Genomic DNA, 17407 nt, shown 5'->3' with positions numbered 1-17407 from the left:
TAATTATGCAAGCATAGTATTTTTTTACTGCTAATTATTTTAACTTAGCATGACTGTAAAAGATTAACCAAATAATGATTTCACAAATTCTATTTATAGCAATCACTTTAGCGGCTATCGCTCTATTCAGCTTCAACCTGAAAAAGGTGATCCGCAACATCAGAATCGGCAAAGCGGCAGACCGCACCGATCAGCCTAAAAAAAAATTGATGACCATGATCAGAGTTGCCCTGCCCTTGGGCAAAAGTAAGATGGTGGTACGTCCGATCCCTGCTGCCCTGCATTTTGTAGTGTATATAGGTTTTGTGATCATCAACATCGAGGTACTCGAAATTATGATTGACGGAATGTTCGGCACTCACCGTGTTTTCGGAGGTCTGGGCAGTCTGTACAACTTTTTGATAGGTTCCTTTGAGATCCTGGCTTTAGGCGTATGGGTTGGCTGTGCAATTTTCCTGATCAGAAGAAATATTTTAAAACTAAAAAGATTAAACAGTCCTGAACTGAAAGGCTGGCCAAAATCTGATGCTAATTATATCCTGATTACAGAAATCCTGCTGATGTCGGCATTTCTGCTGATGAATGCAGCAGATGCTAAATTACAGGCTTTGGGTGCACATCACTATATCACAGCAGGTTCTTTTCCGGTAAGTCAATTCTTACAAAACTTACTGCCAGCAAGTGAAGGTAGTCTGGTTGCGATAGAAAGAGGCTGCTGGTGGTTTCACATTTTAGGTATTTGCTTTCTTTCTGAACTACCTTCCTTATTCTAAACATTTTCACATCCTGTTCGCCTTTCCAAATACTTACTTCTCCAACCTGGAACCAAAAGGTGAATTCACCAATATGCAAAGTGTAACCAACGAGGTTAAGGCGATGCTTGATCCATCCTTCACTCCTCCTGAAGCAGAAGCAGGAAGATTTGGTGCTAAAGATGTGAATGACTTATCGTGGGTAAACCTCATGAATGCTTATACCTGTACCGAATGCGGACGCTGTACATCAGTCTGCCCTGCTAATATTACAGGCAAATTGCTTTCTCCCCGTAAAATCATGATGGATACCCGGGACCGTATGGAAGAAGTGGGTAAAAACATTGATAAAACCGGAGGAGCTGGTTTTGATGATGGAAAATCACTGATTGACAACTATATCACCAGAGAAGAAATATGGGCCTGTACAAGCTGTAATGCCTGTGTAGAAGCCTGCCCAATCAATATAGATCCTCTGGCAATTATTACCGACCTGAGAAGATATGCTGTAATGGAGGAGTCCCAGGCACCATCAAGTATCAATGCGATGCTTGGAAATATTGAGAACAACGGTGCGCCATGGAAATACTCTCCGGCTGACCGTCTGAACTGGGCTAAAAAAAACTAATTTTAATCTATTACTCAAGCTGAATAATGAGCGAGAAACTAAATATAGAAGTACCTACAATGGCAGAGATGATTGCCAGGGGCGAAGAACCTGAAATCTTATTCTGGGTAGGCTGCGCAGGCAGTTATGATGAACGCGCACAAAAAACGACACGTGATATCTGTAAAATCCTTCACCATGTAGGCATCAAGTATGCTGTATTGGGAACTGAAGAAAGCTGTACAGGTGATCCTGCTAAACGTGCTGGAAATGAATTTTTATTCCAGATGCAGGCCATGACCAATATCGAAGTACTGAACGGTTACAATATTAAAAAAATCGTTACGGGTTGTCCGCATTGCTTTAATACCATCAAAAAAATATACCCTGGTTTGGGTGGTAATTATGATGTGATCCACCATACGCAATTGATTCAGGATCTGATCAACGATGGTAAACTGAAAGCTGAAGGAGGTGAAAGCTTTAAAGGTAAAAAAATCACTTACCATGACCCTTGCTATTTAGGCCGTGGTAATGGTGTATATGAAGCCCCAAGAAAAGCTTTGGAGGTTCTGGACGCACAATTGGTTGAAATGAAACGCTGCAAGTCTAACGGTCTTTGTTGTGGTGCTGGTGGTGCCCAAATGTTCAAGGAACCAGAAAAAGGTAACAAAGATATCAATATCGAAAGAATTGAAGAAGCGCTGGAAACCAGCCCTAATATTATTGCTGCTGGCTGTCCTTTTTGTATGACTATGCTAAGCGATGGTGTTAAAATGAAAGAACAGAATGAAAATGTCCAGGTATTAGATATAGCAGAAATTACTGTAAGAGCAAATGGGTTGTAACCCTCTTTTTATTACTTCCTTAAATTCGGGCAGTAACGGCAATTGTTATTATGTAGGTAATGCACAGGAGGCCGTACTGATAGATGCTGGAATATCCTGCCGGGAAACAGAAAAAAGAATGCTTCGTCTGGGTTTATCCATGGGCAAAGTAAAAGCTATTTTCATTTCCCATGAACATGGTGATCATATCCGTGGTTTAAATGTCATGGCTAAAAAATACAGGATCCCGGTTTATATCACTCCGGGAACAATAGGCAATAGCAAACTGGAGTTACCAGAAGATTTAGTAAATTCTTTCTCCAGTCACCAGGTTATACCAATAGGATCATTACAAATCACTTGTTTTCCTAAAATCCATGATGCTGCAGAACCACATAGTTTTATGGTTTCCTGCGGGGATATTAAAGTAGGCGTTTTTACAGATCTTGGTATCGTATGTGAACAGCTGACACTTCACTTCAAACAGTGTGATGCTGCGTTTTTGGAAACAAATTATGATGAAGAGCTTTTACAGAACGGAAATTACCCTTATTATCTGAAAAAGCGGATTAGTGATGGTTTTGGTCACTTAAGTAACAAGCAGGCTTTAGAACTGTTCACAACCTCCCGTCCGGCTAATTTGACGCATTTGTTACTTGCTCATTTATCAAAAGATAATAACAATCCTCTTTTAGTGGAAACCCTGTTTAAAGAACATGCACAGGATACGATGATCATTGTAGCTTCGCGTGATATGGAAACTCCGTTATTTACTATTTCCGGAGCTTCTGGCTCATCTGCTGAAATTTCTCCATCAGCTGATTCAACTCTTCGGGCTCAATATTCTTAAGTGGTATGGCCATGAAAGTGGCCATACTATCAATATCCCCACCTTTACTATCATTATAAGTCTGTACGATCACATCATCACCTTTTGTCCGCAGGATTAAAGTACCAGATTGTGAAGTCCCTGAGTAATCTATATCCCTGTACTTTAAAAAGTTAAAAGAGAAATACTCTATCTTTCCATTGTTAAAAAAACACTTATACCGGCCAAAATCCAGTGTTAGTAACATGCAGTTCGTACTTCTTAACAATCCCTCCTTTCGCCTCCATATTGTAATGATCATCTAATTTTTGCTGAACATAAACAGCCTCCTCTTCAGTCGGTCCATCAATTGAAAAAGAAAGAAAAACAGCACACAGCAGGACACATGCAACTATTTTTAAGGAGATTGTAAACTTTTTCATCTCAATTGCTATTTGGGTAAATCAATTTAAATAAAATGTTAAATTTGTGATATGAGTTTTTCTCCACAATCAAAAGTTTGGATCTATCAGAGCGATCGTGAATTCAGTGACCAGGAGGTTAGTGCAATTCAACAACAATTAGACGGTTTTACTGCACAATGGAAAGCCCATGGCCATCAGCTACAGGCTAAAGCAGAAATCAGGTACAATTATTTTATAATTTTCACTGTAGATGAAGCTACTGCTGGTGCTACAGGCTGTTCTATTGACGCCTCAGTACGCATCATCAAAGGAATTGAAAGCGAATACGGGGCGGATCTATTTAACCGTTTCAATATGGCTTACAAAATTGATGGAAAGGTGATTGTTGTAAATAAAGAAGATTTTGAAACACTAATCAGCATTAAGAATATAACACCGGATTCTATTGTATTTAACAATATGGTTCAAACATTAGAAGACTTCCAAACGAAATGGGAAGTTCCTTTTAAAGAGAGCTGGCATAACAAGGTCTTCGCAGATTTACTTTAATCCGCGAAAGCCTTATTCGATATTTACTTAAATTTCAAGGGTCCGAGGTTTCTGATATTTTTCATAATCAGATATTGTTTATGCCTGATATACAAGGTAGGATGTGAAGGGGTCCAGCGCAATGGATTAGGGAAACAAGCAACAATTAATGCCGCTTCAGATCTGTTCAGTTTCCGGCATGACTTCCCATAATAGCTTTGTGAAGCGGCTTCAGCACCATAAATCCCATCCCCCATCTCTATAACATTGAGATAAACTTCCAATATCCTTTGTTTACTCCACATCATCTCAATCAAAACGGTAAAATAAGCTTCAAAACCTTTACGTACCCAGGATCTTCCAGGCCATAGAAACACATTTTTGGCCGTTTGCTGAGATATGGTACTTCCTCCTTTAACCTTTGTGCTATCTTCTTTGTTAGCACTATATGCACGGCCAATAGCCTTCATATCGAAGCCCCAGTGATGAACAAATTTCTGATCTTCGCCAGCAATAGCAGCGCGCTTAATCTGATCTGACATTTCACTCAGCTTTACCCATTCCTTTTCTGTTTTAAAGGTTTTACCGTCAGATTTACGCTCAATATTACGTAAGATCATTAAAGAAGTAAAAGGCGGATTAATAAACCTGTAAGCCAGAACCCAAAGGATTGTGCTTAAGAAAAACCATAAAATACATTTCCCTATTAATATCGGTAAATTCCTGAAATCGAATTTTCTTGACTTACTGCTTTTACCACGTTTTCTAGCCATCGCCCAAAGGTAATAAAAAATTAGAAACTGTTTAAATTGGGATGATAAAATTGTTTGCTGAGATTTGTCATGCGAGCGCATAGATTTAAAGCATTATAAACATTCAGACTTCTCACTTGTTTTTAATTAAAAGAATACAACATGGAAGCGAATAAAGTAAAAAAAATACATGATTATGGTCAGAGTATATGGCTCGACTTTATTGATCGTGAAATTATCAAATCTGGTAAATTAAAAGAGCTGATAGCAATTGATGGCGTAAGAGGTTTAACTTCTAACCCGGCAATTTTCGAAAAAGCGATTAGCAGCAGTTCTGATTATGATGCCGATATAGCAGAATTATCAAAAGAAAAAATAAGCAACGAAGATATTTTTTACCGTCTGGCCATTAAAGACATCCAGCAGGCGGCAGACTTATTATTACCTGTCTATAATGAGGAAGTAAAAGGCAGTGACGGTTATGCAAGTCTTGAGGTTTCTCCACTCCTGGCATTAGATACCGAAGGTACGATCAAACAGGCTCTACAGCTATGGAAAGAAGTAGACCGTAAAAATGTAATGATTAAAATTCCGGGTACACAACCTGGACTGGCTGCAATCAAAAAAACTATTTCTGAAGGACTAAATATCAATGTCACCTTATTATTTGGACTCGAACGTTACAAAAAAGTAACTGATGCCTACATAGAGGGGCTTGAGAAACGTGCTGCTAATGGAGAACCCATTAAAGATATTGCTTCCGTAGCGAGCTTCTTTCTAAGCCGTATAGATGTTTTAATTGACCCTATACTGGAAGAAAAACATCTGGGTGAGCTAAAAGGTGAAGTTGCCGTCGCTTCTGCGAAAAAAGCATATGAGATTTATAAGCAGGTATTCAGCGGAGAAAGATGGAAAAAACTGGCTGCTCTTGGTGCAAAACCTCAGCGTTTGCTTTGGGCGAGTACAAGCAGTAAAAACCCGGCCTTTAAGGATACTAAATATGTAGAAGCCTTAATTGGCCCTGATACTGTAGATACAATTCCTTCCTATAGAAACACTGGAAGCTTACAAGGATCATGGTGATCCGGAGAATAGGCTGGAAATAGACCTGGATGGTGCATCAGCTATATTAGCACAACTACGTCATGAAGAGATCGATCTGGCCAGACTTACCCAGCAACTCGAAGATGAGGGAATAGAAAAATTCAATGCTCCTTATGAGAAATTATTAAATGCAATAGAAAAGCAAAAACAATTAGCTTAATAACTAGATTTGCCGTTACATTCAGATCAAAGAAAATGAAGTTTACAGCATCAAGGCTCTCAGAGGGAAACAAGGTTTTTCCAGCAGAGATCTATTTAGAAGAAAATAGTATTGAGATAAAAGTACCAGGTTTATTTAGCGGGGACTCTAAATATCTGAATTACGAAGACATTACTTCAATTGAAGTCGATTCTCCGATGATTGGATTTGCGACCCTGCGTTTGTTTGTGAATGGCAATAAGGTAGAAATTCACGGATTCTCGAAGAAAGACATCAAAGAAATCAGAAGAGTAATTGACGAAAACAGATCGAAAAGAAGAAGAATCTAAAGCATAAAAAAAGCGTTCCGATAATCGGAACGCTTTTTTTATATTCGTTTAAGATGAGATTACTCAGCTACAACTGCGAAAGGAACTTTAACTTTCACTTCTTTGTGTAAGTTTAAGTTAGCGATATATTCACCAACAAATTTAGGTTCAGTTTCGAAAGTGATACGGCGACGGTCAACATCAAAACCTTGTTGTTTTAATGCATCAGCAATCATAATAGTGTTTACTGCACCAAAGATTTTACCAGTTTCACCAGCTTTAGCACCGATACTCAATTTAACATCAGTTAAACGAGTTGCAATACCTTCAGCATCTTTCTTAATTTTATCTTGTTTAAACGCTGCTTGTTTCAAATTCTCTGCTAATACTTTTTTAGCAGATGGAGTAGCTAAAGCACCGAATCCTTGTGGGATAAGGTAGTTACGTCCGTAACCTGGCTTTACGTTTTTACAATATCATCTTTCTCTCCAAGAGATTTGATGTCCTGTTTTAATATAATTTCCATGTTCAGCTCTTATTTTAATTGGTCAGCAACGAAAGGTAACAAACCAATGTGGCGAGAACGTTTAACCGCTTGAGCCACTTTACGTTGAAATTTCAATGAAGTACCGGTTAAGCGGCGAGGTAAAATTTTACCCTGATCATTGATGAATTTTAACAAGAAGTTTGCGTCTTTATAATCAATATATTTAATACCATTCTTTTTGAAACGGCAATATTTTTTTCTGTTATCGTCCACTTTTGGAGCGGTAACATATTGTATCTGATCTTTAGCCATTATGCTGCAGCCTCCTCTTTCTTAGGTTTTTTGTTAAAAGCACCACTGCGTTTCTTTTCATTATAAGCAACCGCGTGACGGTCTAATCTAATGGTAAGGAAACGAAGAACACGCTCATCGCGTTTTAGTTCTAATTCCAATTTGTTAATTAATTCACCTGAAGATTTGTATTCTGTAAGGTGGAAAAATCCGCTTGCTTTTTTTTCAATCGGATACGCTAATTTTCTCAAACCCCAATTGTCCTCTTGAACAATTTCGGCACCGCTGTCAGTGATGATTTTGCTGAATTTCGCTAATGCTTCTTTCGCAACTTCTTCTGACAACAACGGGGTTAGAACGATAACAGTTTCGTACTGATTCATTGTTATGATTATTTTATGTTAAATCCTGTCTTAAACAGGGATGCAAACTTAGGAATAATTTTCTACAATTCAAAACATTTAAAGCTTGCCAAACAGGTAATTAACACCAATCCGGCAACGCTGCATATTAATACTGAAGAGACTGTAGTTTGTTATAGGTGAAGAAAAAGAATAACCTGCAGAAATCTCTACTCTTTTATTCAAGACCAAACCAGCTGTAAAAGGCAGAGAGAAGTTAAATGCCTCAAGATCTATCTTCTTATCAAGAAATACAGTCTCATTTTTGGCACCATAATATAACGTAGTTTTTTGATGATTACTATAGCCTGAAAGGTTCAATCCTACCCCACCACCTACAAAGAATTTTAAACGCTCAGTATTATACAGGTTATAAATAACCTGGGGAGCAAAACTAACAGTTACCTGGTTAAAAGCATGGGTCATACTATTTTTGGAAGGAGAAACTTCACTGACCGTATTTTCATTTTTACTTATCAGTAAAGACAGTTCCATTCTATAAATCAGCTTACCTATAGCGGGATTAGCTAATACATCAATACCAGTAGTAATTAAAGGCATGAATGAAACTTTACTTTTAGCATCCGGCAAGGCAAAAGGAGTGTCCCCTTTATAGTGTGCATTGCTAATATTCAAACCTGCACCTGCAAAAAACCTCACCCCTGAATGTTTCGTTTTCACCAATTGCTGTTCATTAATTACTGCAACAGCACTCATCAATTCTTTTTCTCTGTAGCTCGAAAATTCCAGTTTCCGTTGTTCTGCTGCTGTACCAACGTTAAATTTGTTCATTACCTGTGTGCCAATTGTCTCACATAACGGTTGTCGGTAACCATCATACTCTCTTCTTTCGATTTAAGATATACTTGTGACACCAATTCATAAGGAGTCTGTTCACCCTTCTCCAGCAGATAAAATCTTTGCTTAATTGCATCTGTATAAGAAAACAGCGTGGCATTTTTACCTGTCTGCAATACTTTTAAAAAGACAACAGCTTTCTTTTTTGAATTGTCCGGCCCTACAGAAAGACGATCAAGACCTATCTGACTCATACTGATATCTACCTCATACTTTTGAAAAGATTCCAGCCCGTCAATTGACCAGGCCAGAGAATTTTTTACATTAAAATCCTGAATTCCTGCATCCGGATCAGTCTTAAAAGCCATTGAAGATGGATTTAAACTCCATTCTTTATAATCGATATACCCTCTGAGCGTATCCATGACATTGTTAACAATATATCCTTTTTGAAAATTGGATTGAGCTGAAGATAAGGCTGGTATGCCTAATAAAAAAAACTAAGAGAAGCGTTTCATTAATTAAGTTAAAATACGGTGATTAATTATATAAGTAAACATAAAAAAAAAAAAAGGTATATTTAATTTTCTCTAAAATGAAAAGATAGCTCTTACTCCAATATTTCTTCCAATACCCTGTATCCCTTTATATCCATTTGATGATTCCTCATAATTTTCTAAATATTTAAGCCTGCTCAAATTAGACTGATAAATCTCATTGAATAAGTTGTTAGCCTGTATCTGCAATTGCAATGAATGTTTCTTTGAATAATTGATTGTAGCTCCGGCAGCGATATTGAAAAGCAGATACGATGAAGTAGCGGTTTCTGTATCGTTTAAAGCTAAGTAACGGTTTTGTACTCCATTGTATTCTCCTTCTATTCTAAAGTTCAGTCCGGAAAACAGTTTTGAATTCAACCTTACATCCTGGCTAACACTGCTCAATAACCTTACTGGCGGAATAAGCGGTAAATATTCTCCACTTGTTTTTTTGTCTTTAAATATTGCTTTCCTGTTATATCCCTGAATTACTGAGAATGAATTATCAAATGAAAAGCCCTTTAATGATTCAGGATGCAGACTAAAGGTAGCCTCGAATCCATAAAGCTGAGCAGAAGCCTGTTGATATTGATAAGTTTTATCACCCTGTGCACTAATGATTGGATTTCCACCTGCATCTAACAATTGGCTCAGGTAAATATAGTTTTGAATATTATTATTAAAAATGCTGAATGATACGGACAGATCTTTCAAGGTTATATCTGCACCAATATCTTCCTGTAAAGAGAATTCAGGTTTAAAGTCACGATTCCCGAGATAAACAATATGTGCTCCGGGATCTAATCCGTTAGAAGCAAATTCTGTAATACTTGGCGCGCGATAACCTCTTGCAATATTTGCTTTCAAACTAACTTCATCACTGAGCTGATAGGTAGTTCCCAGACTTAATGAAACCCCGCCAAAAGACTTGCTGAAAGATGGAAATTGTAAGTTCGCCTTTGGATCTTCTGCCTTAGAAACCTGTTGACCGAAACCCGTTTCAGGATTGGTCGAAGTATAAAAATCATGGGCATTTAAATAACGTAAATCAGATCTTATCCCACCTCCGATTGTCCATCTTTCATATTTCCATTTGGCAAAAACATAAGCTCCTGCATCAAACAGGTTATAGTCTGGAATTGGAAAATCTGTCGCATTCTTATTGAGGTTATTCTGATACATCCCGTTGATACCAAAAGTTAATTCAGTGTTCAATATTTCAGGGGCATTATATTTCACTCCATAATTTATAGTATTTAACCTGACAAACATCCCAGCCTGATCAGTCATCGTAGGGTGATTGTATTCTCTGCGAATGTTTTGCTGGAAAGCCAGCATCACATCAATATCCCCTTTGCCAATTGCATAATGGTTATTGCTATAGATACGGTAATGCTGAATATGCTGATGTAAAGGACTCATCTGGTAAGAATTTAACAACTCGTCGGAAACAACGGGACGGCTCTTGATATCATCAAGATCTCCTTCATGGATCTGACGGGTAAATTTTCTGGTCAGCGAATCACGGCTGCCATCCGGAATTCCCTGGATATTATCATAAAGGGTCAGGTTAAAAGTCGAATTGCCCTTACTGGTTTGATAACGGGCAGTTGCTGACGCATTTGTTTCCCTGAAACCTGTATTATAAACCCTGCCATCTACCTTATTGCTGTAGTTTTCAGCAATACGGTAAGAACCCCTTAATGCAAAAGACCAACGATTTTCTGCATAAAACAAACCAGCACCATTTCCAATTAAACCATTGTTACTCTGATATTCAGAAAGCACTTTACCATGGAGCTGACCATCAGTTAGAGCTGGCATTGATGACATCAGACTAACCACACCTGCAAGCGCATCACTTCCATACATTAAACTCGCAGGCCCTTTAATCACTTCAGACCGTTCAATATTATAGGCATCCACTTCAATTCCATGTTCATCTCCCCACTGCTGGCCTTCCCTGACGGATTCCATCATATAATGTCAATACCCTGTTATATCCTAAACCTCTGATAAAAGGTTTCGATATGTTAGGCCCGGTTTTTACAGCGTTAAGCCCCGGAACATTTCTAACCAGTACGTCTATAATATTGCTCTCCGAAGATTGCTCGATCTTCTTTTTAGAGACACTGACAACCGGCACGGGGTTTTCCCTGGACAATGTCGCCCTTGATACACCAGTCACAACTACTTCATTAAGCGCATCTGCTTTTGTATTCAGTAATATTTCATAAAACCTTTTATTCGTATCAATTAATATAGTATCAGGTTTATAACCAAGATAAGAGATCAGAAGTCTTCCTCCGTTCAATTGTTGTGGAACAGACAATTGAAATTTCCCCTGCTTATCAGCAACAGCAGACCGCTTAGAGTTTTTAAGCTTCACATTACTGCCACCGATAGCTTCATTACTATTGATATCCTTAACCACCCCGGATATTTCTATATCCTGTGCCATCGAATTATGGAAAGAAAAGAAAAAGAAACGAAATGACGATCAATTGTTTAAAATAGAGTTTCAGCATAATTGAATTATATTTTTAGTTTGTGCAAATCTAATAAATTAGATTAAACTAATTTTAATTATTGCACATTACTAAAAAAATAAACACAACATGACTAATCATCGCAATTCATTGAATTGCACCTAATGCCAGCTATAATTATGTCTGGTTCATTTTATTTTGCCAAAAATCCCTTCTGCTCCATAAAAATTTTATAATTTCGCAGTGAAATGGAAAATTTTATTGTCTCGGCCCGTAAGTATCGTCCAGCAACGTTTGAAACCGTTGTCGGACAAAACCACATTACCGGAACTTTAAAAAATGCGATCAAAAATAATCAGCTTGCCCAGGCATTCTTATTTTGCGGTCCAAGAGGTGTAGGTAAAACGACTTGTGCAAGGATTCTTGCCAAAACGATTAACTGCACCAATTTAACCACTGAAGTTGAAGCCTGCGGTACCTGTGATTCATGTGTTTCTTTTCAAACCGGCCATTCTTTCAATTTCCATGAACTGGATGCCGCGTCCAATAACTCAGTAGACGATATCCGTAGCCTGATCGAACAGGTTCGTATTCCGCCACAGGCAGGTAAATATAAAATCTATATTATAGATGAGGTACACATGCTTTCGGCCAATGCATTTAATGCATTCCTGAAAACATTGGAAGAACCACCTTCTTACGCTATATTTATATTAGCGACAACAGAAAAACATAAGATTTTACCAACTATTCTTTCACGTTGTCAGATTTTTGACTTCAACAGAATCCAGGTAGATGACATCTCAGGCCATCTGAATAAAATCGCTATCCGCGAACAGATTACTGTGGAAGCAGACGGGCTGCATATCATTGCTCAAAAGGCAGATGGTGGTTTGCGTGATGCCCTTTCAATGTTTGACCAGATTGTTAGTTATACCAATAAGAACCTGACTTATAAATCAGTAATTGACAACCTGAATATCCTTGATTACGATTACTATTTCAAGTTAACCCAATACCTTAACAGCGCAGACGTAAGTTTGGCACTGGTTTTATTCGATGAAATTCTGAATAATGGTTTTGACGGAAATAATTTCATCAACGGACTGGCAAGTCACTTGCGAAACCTGCTGGTCAGCAAAGACCCGCAGACAGTTAAACTACTGGAAGTCAGCGAAAACATAAAGCAAAAATATATTACACAAAGTCAGCAGATACAAGTATCGTTTATCCTTACTGCGCTCAATCTGGCTAACCAGTGTGACCTTACTTATAAAAACAGCAAGAACCAGCGATTACAGGTGGAGCTGGCACTGATCAAGATGTGCCATATTCCATCAGTCCTGCAACTTGCACAACTCCCCCATACAGCTTCTACAACAGCAACTGACACAGATCAGACTAAAAAAAAAAAAAATGTAAAAACTGAATCTGCTGCGAATATGGAAAGGCCAGAGCCTCTGCCACCTCCCGCAGAAATGGCTGCTAAACCGGTAGAAACCGCTCCTAAGCCTGCTCCGTCACAGACACCAGCTATCCCATCTGGTGCTAACCGCGTTTCGGTAACCCCGAATTTAAATTCTGTTAACAAGATTGCGTTAAAGCCAAATTCTGCCGGAAATATGACTGGAGGGACTTTAATTCCATCTCTTACTGCGTTGACAAATGCAGCGGGTGGTATAGAAAGTGATGAACCAAAATTTGTATTCGGAGAGGATAAAGAACCTTTTACACATGACGATCTGATGGTTCTCTGGAAAGAATATACACAGAAGATCAAGGAGGAAAATAAAATCAACTTCTATACCATCCTGACTACAAATGATCCGGAGCTAACCAGTCCTGAGCAGATTACCGTATCGATTACCAATCTTGCACAGGAAAGTATCCTTCAAAATGAACTGGTAGAGTTTCTGAACTTTTTGAGAACCAGGTTAAAAAACTTCAGTCTAGGAATCGTCACTAAAAGAGTAGAGAACAAATTGAAAACAGGTTATACACCAGCATCGAAAAATACCATTACCTTTTAGAAAAGAACCCTAAGCTTGAAGAGCTGCGTAAACGACTTAACCTGGATTTGTTACCTTAATTTAGGTTCATCATTTAACGGATAACCTTCTTCATCCAGATCTGTCCTGTCATCTTCGGGTGTCCTTGCCAAAAATTCATCCTCAGCATTGACTTCTACAATATGTCCATGATCAATGTGCATCCCCTGGTTATCCAGTTCAGCCTTCCTTTTTTCTGCCCAGGTTGCATATTCATCTCCTACATAAGGGTTAGCCTCGTCATAATCTGAATTTTCATCACCACCATTCTCTGCCGTAGTATCATATGGAAGCGGATGATCATAATCCTTATCAGGACCTTTTACATCAAGCTCGTAACTATTCTTCTCTTTATCAAAAGATAACTGGTTAAAATCTTTTGTCTCTCCTAAGTCAGAATTATGGATTTTATCTCCAGATCCTTTACCGTTACCTGCATTATTTGTGTCTGTAACCATAGCTTAATGTTTTATGTCAATATAACGTTACTTAATCTTCATTTGTTTTGGTAATTTACGCGAAAATGAGGCTATAAACTCAAAATTTATATCTTTGTTTTTTTATAAAGTAAAAATTGAAACCATAATATGTCTGTACAAAAAATTAAAGTAGACCAGCCAGTTGTAGAGTTAGATGGTGATGAGATGACCCGTATCATCTGGAAATTCATTAAGGATAAACTGATTTTACCTTATCTTGATCTTGATATTAAATATTATGATCTTGGTATAGAATACCGTGATGAGACTAACGATCAGGTAACTATTGATTCAGCTGAAGCTATCAAAAAATACGGTGTAGGTATCAAATGTGCTACGATCACTCCTGATGAAGACCGTGTAAAAGAATTTAATCTTAAACAAATGTGGAAATCACCAAACGGAACCATCCGTAATATCTTAGATGGTACTGTTTTCCGTGAGCCAATTGTGATGAGCAATGTTCCTCCTCGTTTAGTACCAAACTGGACTGCGCCGATCTGTATCGGACGTCATGCTTTTGGTGACCAATACCGTGCTACTGATTTAGTAACAAAAGGAAAAGGTAAACTTACACTGACGTTTACTCCAGAAGACGGTGGTGAAGTTCAATCATTTGACGTATATAACTTTAAAGGTGATGGTGTTGCTTTAGCCATGTACAACACTGACGAAAGTATCCGTGGTTTTGCACATGCTTGTTTCAACCAGGCATTAATCAAAAAATGGCCTTTATACTTATCTACAAAAAATACTATTCTTAAAAAATATGATGGCCGTTTCAAAGATATCTTTCAGGAGATCTATGAAAATGACTTCTTAGCTAAATTCAAAGAAGCTGGTATTACTTATGAGCACCGTTTGATCGATGACATGGTAGCTTCTGCTTTGAAATGGAATGGTAACTTTGTTTGGGCTTGTAAAAACTATGATGGAGACGTTCAGTCTGATACAGTTTGCACAAGGATTTGGTTCATTAGGCTTAATGACTTCAGTATTAGTTACTCCAGATGGAAAAACTATGGAAGCTGAAGCAGCACATGGTACTGTGACCCGTCACTACCGTGATCACCAGGCTGGAAAACCAACATCTACAAACCCGATTGCTTCTATCTTTGCATGGACAAGAGGATTAGAATTCCGTGGTGTATTAGATAACAATCAGGCATTAATTAACTTCTGTCATGCTTTAGAACAGGTTTGTATTGAAACTGTTGAAAGTGGAAAAATGACTAAAGATTTAGCTGTTTGTATCCATGGTAATAAAGTAGAACATGGTACTCATTACTTATATACTGAAGAGTTCTTAGCTGCGATTGATGAAAACTTACAATCGAAATTAGCTTAATTCATATTAGGTAAATTTATTTAAAAGAGGGTGTATCATTAATCAAAATCACTTTTCGGAAACGGAATTTAATTTTGAGTCCTTTCTGAAAAGAATGAAATGAAATACAATAAAAAAACGGCAATTTTCAAAAAGAAAATTGCCGTTTTTTTATTAAAATAGCTGCCGTGATAAAATATAATTTGGCGGCTTCGAGGCTAAAATGATTTATGATACAGCCTCTTTTTTTATGTCTCCGAAACCAAAACAATTTCCAAATCTAAATTCATATGGTTTCAGGAAAAATATATTTTTCCTGAAACATCCTTTTAACTAACTTGTTAACAAAATTCTGAACCTTTAATTATGAAAAAATATCTTCTGCTGCTTAGCGCCTTACCTTTCATGCTGTCTTGTAATTCTCAAACGAAAACAAATACAGCAAAGTCAGATACAACTGGTACTGACACCACTAAGAATAATGCATTAAACCTGCCTGCGCCAGATACAGATGCTTCAAAAACTAAATTCAGTAAAGTTATCGGATGGCAGGATGGAAAGACACCTGTCGCACCGGCAGGATTCACTGTAACCAGATTTGCAGGAAATATCAAAAGCCCAAGAAACATTTACATTGCTCCTAATGGCGACATACTGGTTGTACTTTCCAATTCCGAACGTAATACCAAAGAGAAAATCGCCAATGCTTTAAGCGGTAAAGACAAAGCAGAAGTCAGTGGCTCAAGTGCAAATACAGTTTTGCTTTACAGAGATAGCAACAAGGATGGTAAATTTGATCTCCAAGCTACCTTCTTATCAGGACTTGACCAACCTTATGGCGTCTTGATTATTGGCAATTCATTTTATGTAGCCAATACAGACGGTTTATACGTTTATCCATATAAAACCGGCGACACCAAAATCGCTTCAAAAGGCAGGAAAATTGTGGAACTACCAGCAGGCGGATATAACAATCACTGGACTAGAAACCTGATTACCAATGCAGATCATTCTAAAATTTACATCACTGTAGGATCAGGAAGTAATGCAGGTGAGAATGGAATGGAACATGAAGTACGCCGCGCAAATATTCTGGAAGTTAACCCTGATGGAACAGGCGAAAAGATATACGCTGCCGGGTTAAGAAATCCTGTAGGTGTAGCCTGGGCCCCCGGTACAAATGCATTGTGGACAGCAGTCAATGAACGTGATGGACTTGGAGATGATCTTGTACCTGATTACATCACCAGCGTAAAACCAGGAGGATTTTATGGCTGGCCTTATTCTTATTATGGCCAGCATGAAGACCCAAGACTAAAAGGCCAGCATCCGGAACTCGTTAAATCTGCCCTTGTCCCTGACATCGCAGTTGGATCTCATACTGCTTCTTTGGGACTGGCATTCTATACAGACAAAAAATTTCCGGAAAGATATCAGGGCGGCGCATTTATTGGTCAGCATGGTTCATGGAACAGATCAGAACTAGCAGGTTACAAAGTAGCTTTTGTTCCATTTAAAGATGGAAAACCGACAGGTAAACTGGAAGATTTCTTAACAGGATTTATTGCTGACGAAGCTAAAGGTGAAGTTTATGGCCGTCCGGTTGGAGTAGCAGTGGCAAATGATGGGGCTTTATTAGTTGCAGACGATGTAAGTGGTACCGTATGGAGAGTTGCAGCTAAATAAATGAAGCAATTCCTTACCCTTATCTTACTAACGCTTACTTTAAATAGCTTTAGCCAGATTAAACAGGATACTACAAAGAAACTTGAAGAGGTCGTTATCCGGCCTTATTTATCCGCACAGCCCTTGTTAAGAACAACAGGGGCTGTTACTGTTTTAAATAAAGTGGCTTTGGAACGTCAACCAAACAGTTCATTGGTTACCGTGATGAATACCCTATCAGGTGTACGCATGGAAGAGCGTTCGCCAGGAAGTTATAGGCTATCTATCCGGGGCAGTTTATTACGTTCTCCATTTGGGATCAGAAATATAAAGATTTATCTTGATGAGTTCCCTTTGACTGATGCTGGTGGCAATAGCTACCTGAATGCGCTTGACTTATCAGGTATAGGGAACATTCAAATTTTGAAAGGCCCTCAAAGCAGCTTTTACGGAGCAAATTCAGGAGGGGTTATTGATAGCTCCGAATACCGCCGAAACAGACAGCACGAAGATTGCTTTAAATCTTACCGGCGGTTCATTCGGCCTATTCCATGAAAATATAAATTTAAGTAAACGCTGGAATAAATACAGTTTTAGCCTGAATCAATCTTA

21 protein-coding genes and 2 pseudogenes are annotated in these 17407 nt (G+C 38.2%); 12 read left to right on the top strand and 11 right to left on the bottom strand.

Translation table 11 applies throughout. The features are described 5' to 3' along the window. The first annotated feature begins 74 nt into the window (after nt 1–74). The 3 genes and pseudogenes from ACWYN3_RS33595 to ACWYN3_RS33585 all read left to right on the top strand — a co-directional run bounded on the left by ACWYN3_RS33595 (nt 75) and on the right by ACWYN3_RS33585 (nt 3036). Nucleotides 75–1380, top strand: a pseudogene (locus ACWYN3_RS33595) (4Fe-4S dicluster domain-containing protein). Between the two features lie 26 nt (nt 1381–1406). Continuing rightward, nucleotides 1407–2207, top strand: coding sequence for a (Fe-S)-binding protein (locus ACWYN3_RS33590; RefSeq protein WP_456218118.1), 801 nt, complete (start codon nt 1407–1409; stop codon nt 2205–2207). Further along, nucleotides 2197–3036 carry an MBL fold metallo-hydrolase gene (locus tag ACWYN3_RS33585; RefSeq protein ID WP_456218117.1) on the top strand — a complete coding sequence of 280 codons (840 nt, stop codon included), beginning with the start codon at nt 2197–2199 and terminating at the stop codon, nt 3034–3036. Before ACWYN3_RS33590 ends, ACWYN3_RS33585 begins: the two co-directional genes overlap by 11 nt. Here the strand turns inward: ACWYN3_RS33585 and ACWYN3_RS33580 are convergent. Together ACWYN3_RS33580 and ACWYN3_RS33575 are read right to left on the bottom strand one after the other, a co-directional pair. Then, entirely contained in the window at nt 2960–3262 is a 303-nt protein-coding gene (locus ACWYN3_RS33580; protein ID WP_456218116.1) for a hypothetical protein, read from the bottom strand. The genes ACWYN3_RS33585 and ACWYN3_RS33580 overlap by 77 nt on opposite strands. Next, nucleotides 3231–3437: a hypothetical protein gene (locus ACWYN3_RS33575; protein ID WP_456218115.1), complete on the bottom strand. Its 207-nt coding sequence runs from the start codon at nt 3435–3437 to the stop codon at nt 3231–3233. Before ACWYN3_RS33575 ends, ACWYN3_RS33580 begins: the two co-directional genes overlap by 32 nt. 51 nt (nt 3438–3488) lie before the next feature. Here ACWYN3_RS33575 and ACWYN3_RS33570 point away from each other — a divergent pair, with 51 nt between their 5' ends. Beyond that, complete coding sequence (locus tag ACWYN3_RS33570; RefSeq protein ID WP_456218114.1) at nt 3489–3968, top strand: ABC transporter ATPase; 480 nt, start codon at nt 3489–3491, stop codon at nt 3966–3968. A gap of 23 nt (nt 3969–3991) precedes the next feature. Here the strand turns inward: ACWYN3_RS33570 and mtgA are convergent, their stop codons facing one another. Then, the gene (gene mtgA, locus ACWYN3_RS33565; protein WP_456218113.1) at nt 3992–4720 is read right to left on the bottom strand and encodes a monofunctional biosynthetic peptidoglycan transglycosylase; all 729 of its coding nucleotides are present in this window, start codon (nt 4718–4720) and stop codon (nt 3992–3994) included. Nucleotides 4721–4861: 141 nt separating this feature from the next. Here mtgA and tal point away from each other — a divergent pair, with 141 nt between their 5' ends. From tal to ACWYN3_RS33550, 3 genes are read left to right on the top strand one after another with little or no spacing between them, the layout of a single operon-like run. Beyond that, a complete protein-coding gene (gene tal, locus ACWYN3_RS33560) occupies nt 4862–5782 on the top strand; it encodes a transaldolase (RefSeq protein WP_456218112.1) in 921 nt (306 codons plus the stop codon). Beyond that, entirely contained in the window at nt 5733–5963 is a 231-nt protein-coding gene (locus ACWYN3_RS33555; RefSeq protein WP_456223248.1) for a transaldolase family protein, read from the top strand. The genes tal and ACWYN3_RS33555 overlap by 50 nt, the downstream gene beginning before the upstream one ends. Before the next feature lie 35 nt (nt 5964–5998). Further along, the gene (locus ACWYN3_RS33550; protein WP_456218111.1) at nt 5999–6292 is read left to right on the top strand and encodes a hypothetical protein; all 294 of its coding nucleotides are present in this window, start codon (nt 5999–6001) and stop codon (nt 6290–6292) included. A 59-nt stretch (nt 6293–6351) separates the two neighbouring features. On the opposite strand, the pseudogene rplI reads toward ACWYN3_RS33550, so the two are convergent. The 7 genes and pseudogenes from rplI to ACWYN3_RS33515 all read right to left on the bottom strand — a co-directional run bounded on the left by rplI (nt 6352) and on the right by ACWYN3_RS33515 (nt 11248). Next, a pseudogene (gene rplI / locus ACWYN3_RS33545) lies at nt 6352–6797 on the bottom strand (50S ribosomal protein L9). Nucleotides 6798–6806: 9 nt separating this feature from the next. Then, nucleotides 6807–7070 (bottom strand): 30S ribosomal protein S18, encoded by a 264-nt coding sequence (gene rpsR / locus ACWYN3_RS33540; protein WP_008244392.1) that lies wholly within the window; start codon nt 7068–7070, stop codon nt 6807–6809. Then, entirely contained in the window at nt 7070–7432 is a 363-nt protein-coding gene (gene rpsF, locus ACWYN3_RS33535; RefSeq protein ID WP_037444035.1) for a 30S ribosomal protein S6, read from the bottom strand. The genes rpsR and rpsF overlap by 1 nt, the downstream gene beginning before the upstream one ends. A gap of 78 nt (nt 7433–7510) precedes the next feature. Beyond that, the gene (locus ACWYN3_RS33530; protein WP_456218110.1) at nt 7511–8242 is read right to left on the bottom strand and encodes a hypothetical protein; all 732 of its coding nucleotides are present in this window, start codon (nt 8240–8242) and stop codon (nt 7511–7513) included. Next, entirely contained in the window at nt 8242–8673 is a 432-nt protein-coding gene (locus ACWYN3_RS33525) for a hypothetical protein (RefSeq protein ID WP_456218109.1), read from the bottom strand. Before ACWYN3_RS33525 ends, ACWYN3_RS33530 begins: the two co-directional genes overlap by 1 nt. Before the next feature lie 165 nt (nt 8674–8838). After that, complete coding sequence (locus ACWYN3_RS33520; protein WP_456218108.1) at nt 8839–10767, bottom strand: TonB-dependent receptor; 1929 nt, start codon at nt 10765–10767, stop codon at nt 8839–8841. Next, on the bottom strand, nt 10727–11248 hold the full coding sequence (locus ACWYN3_RS33515; RefSeq protein WP_456218107.1) for a carboxypeptidase-like regulatory domain-containing protein: 522 nt from the start codon (nt 11246–11248) through the stop codon (nt 10727–10729). The genes ACWYN3_RS33520 and ACWYN3_RS33515 overlap by 41 nt, the downstream gene beginning before the upstream one ends. A gap of 276 nt (nt 11249–11524) precedes the next feature. Between ACWYN3_RS33515 and ACWYN3_RS33510 the strand changes: the two genes are divergently transcribed. Further along, nucleotides 11525–13306: a DNA polymerase III subunit gamma/tau gene (locus tag ACWYN3_RS33510; RefSeq protein ID WP_456218106.1), complete on the top strand. Its 1782-nt coding sequence runs from the start codon at nt 11525–11527 to the stop codon at nt 13304–13306. A gap of 50 nt (nt 13307–13356) precedes the next feature. Here ACWYN3_RS33510 and ACWYN3_RS33505 read toward each other — a convergent pair whose 3' ends face one another. Then, on the bottom strand, nt 13357–13782 hold the full coding sequence (locus ACWYN3_RS33505) for a hypothetical protein (protein ID WP_456218105.1): 426 nt from the start codon (nt 13780–13782) through the stop codon (nt 13357–13359). Between the two features lie 129 nt (nt 13783–13911). On the opposite strand from ACWYN3_RS33505, the gene ACWYN3_RS33500 reads away from it, so the two are divergent. From ACWYN3_RS33500 to ACWYN3_RS33485, 4 genes are all read left to right on the top strand, one after another. Continuing rightward, entirely contained in the window at nt 13912–14835 is a 924-nt protein-coding gene (locus tag ACWYN3_RS33500; RefSeq protein WP_456218104.1) for an NADP-dependent isocitrate dehydrogenase, read from the top strand. Next, nucleotides 14732–15151: an isocitrate/isopropylmalate family dehydrogenase gene (locus ACWYN3_RS33495; RefSeq protein ID WP_456218103.1), complete on the top strand. Its 420-nt coding sequence runs from the start codon at nt 14732–14734 to the stop codon at nt 15149–15151. Before ACWYN3_RS33500 ends, ACWYN3_RS33495 begins: the two co-directional genes overlap by 104 nt. A 345-nt stretch (nt 15152–15496) precedes the next feature. Beyond that, complete coding sequence (locus ACWYN3_RS33490; RefSeq protein ID WP_456218102.1) at nt 15497–16816, top strand: PQQ-dependent sugar dehydrogenase; 1320 nt, start codon at nt 15497–15499, stop codon at nt 16814–16816. Next, nucleotides 16817–17350 carry a TonB-dependent receptor plug domain-containing protein gene (locus ACWYN3_RS33485; RefSeq protein ID WP_456218101.1) on the top strand — a complete coding sequence of 178 codons (534 nt, stop codon included), beginning with the start codon at nt 16817–16819 and terminating at the stop codon, nt 17348–17350. Nucleotides 17351–17407 lie beyond the last annotated feature (57 nt).

Source organism: Pedobacter sp. NJ-S-72 (assembly GCF_053890575.1).
The sequence above is the reverse complement of the archived record's forward strand: the minus strand, read 5'-3'. Positions and strand labels throughout refer to the sequence as shown.

Excerpts from the sequence above, each read along its gene's own strand:
- tal (WP_456218112.1), top strand. The coding sequence starts at position 4,862 with ATGGAAGCGAATAAAGTAAAAAAAATACATGATTATGGTCAGAGTATA.
- ACWYN3_RS33525 (WP_456218109.1), bottom strand. The coding sequence starts at position 8,673 with ATGGATACGCTCAGAGGGTATATCGATTATAAAGAATGGAGTTTAAAT.
- ACWYN3_RS33585 (WP_456218117.1), top strand. The coding sequence starts at position 2,197 with ATGGGTTGTAACCCTCTTTTTATTACTTCCTTAAATTCGGGCAGTAAC.
- ACWYN3_RS33520 (WP_456218108.1), bottom strand. The coding sequence starts at position 10,767 with ATGATGGAATCCGTCAGGGAAGGCCAGCAGTGGGGAGATGAACATGGA.
- ACWYN3_RS33510 (WP_456218106.1), top strand. The coding sequence starts at position 11,525 with ATGGAAAATTTTATTGTCTCGGCCCGTAAGTATCGTCCAGCAACGTTT.
- ACWYN3_RS33580 (WP_456218116.1), bottom strand. The coding sequence starts at position 3,262 with ATGTTACTAACACTGGATTTTGGCCGGTATAAGTGTTTTTTTAACAAT.
- ACWYN3_RS33505 (WP_456218105.1), bottom strand. The coding sequence starts at position 13,782 with ATGGTTACAGACACAAATAATGCAGGTAACGGTAAAGGATCTGGAGAT.
- ACWYN3_RS33485 (WP_456218101.1), top strand. The coding sequence starts at position 16,817 with ATGAAGCAATTCCTTACCCTTATCTTACTAACGCTTACTTTAAATAGC.
- mtgA (WP_456218113.1), bottom strand. The coding sequence starts at position 4,720 with ATGGCTAGAAAACGTGGTAAAAGCAGTAAGTCAAGAAAATTCGATTTC.
- ACWYN3_RS33530 (WP_456218110.1), bottom strand. The coding sequence starts at position 8,242 with ATGAACAAATTTAACGTTGGTACAGCAGCAGAACAACGGAAACTGGAA.
- ACWYN3_RS33570 (WP_456218114.1), top strand. The coding sequence starts at position 3,489 with ATGAGTTTTTCTCCACAATCAAAAGTTTGGATCTATCAGAGCGATCGT.
- ACWYN3_RS33550 (WP_456218111.1), top strand. The coding sequence starts at position 5,999 with ATGAAGTTTACAGCATCAAGGCTCTCAGAGGGAAACAAGGTTTTTCCA.
- ACWYN3_RS33500 (WP_456218104.1), top strand. The coding sequence starts at position 13,912 with ATGTCTGTACAAAAAATTAAAGTAGACCAGCCAGTTGTAGAGTTAGAT.
- rpsF (WP_037444035.1), bottom strand. The coding sequence starts at position 7,432 with ATGAATCAGTACGAAACTGTTATCGTTCTAACCCCGTTGTTGTCAGAA.
- rpsR (WP_008244392.1), bottom strand. The coding sequence starts at position 7,070 with ATGGCTAAAGATCAGATACAATATGTTACCGCTCCAAAAGTGGACGAT.
- ACWYN3_RS33575 (WP_456218115.1), bottom strand. The coding sequence starts at position 3,437 with ATGAAAAAGTTTACAATCTCCTTAAAAATAGTTGCATGTGTCCTGCTG.
- ACWYN3_RS33495 (WP_456218103.1), top strand. The coding sequence starts at position 14,732 with ATGATGGAGACGTTCAGTCTGATACAGTTTGCACAAGGATTTGGTTCA.
- ACWYN3_RS33590 (WP_456218118.1), top strand. The coding sequence starts at position 1,407 with ATGAGCGAGAAACTAAATATAGAAGTACCTACAATGGCAGAGATGATT.
- ACWYN3_RS33515 (WP_456218107.1), bottom strand. The coding sequence starts at position 11,248 with ATGGCACAGGATATAGAAATATCCGGGGTGGTTAAGGATATCAATAGT.
- ACWYN3_RS33490 (WP_456218102.1), top strand. The coding sequence starts at position 15,497 with ATGAAAAAATATCTTCTGCTGCTTAGCGCCTTACCTTTCATGCTGTCT.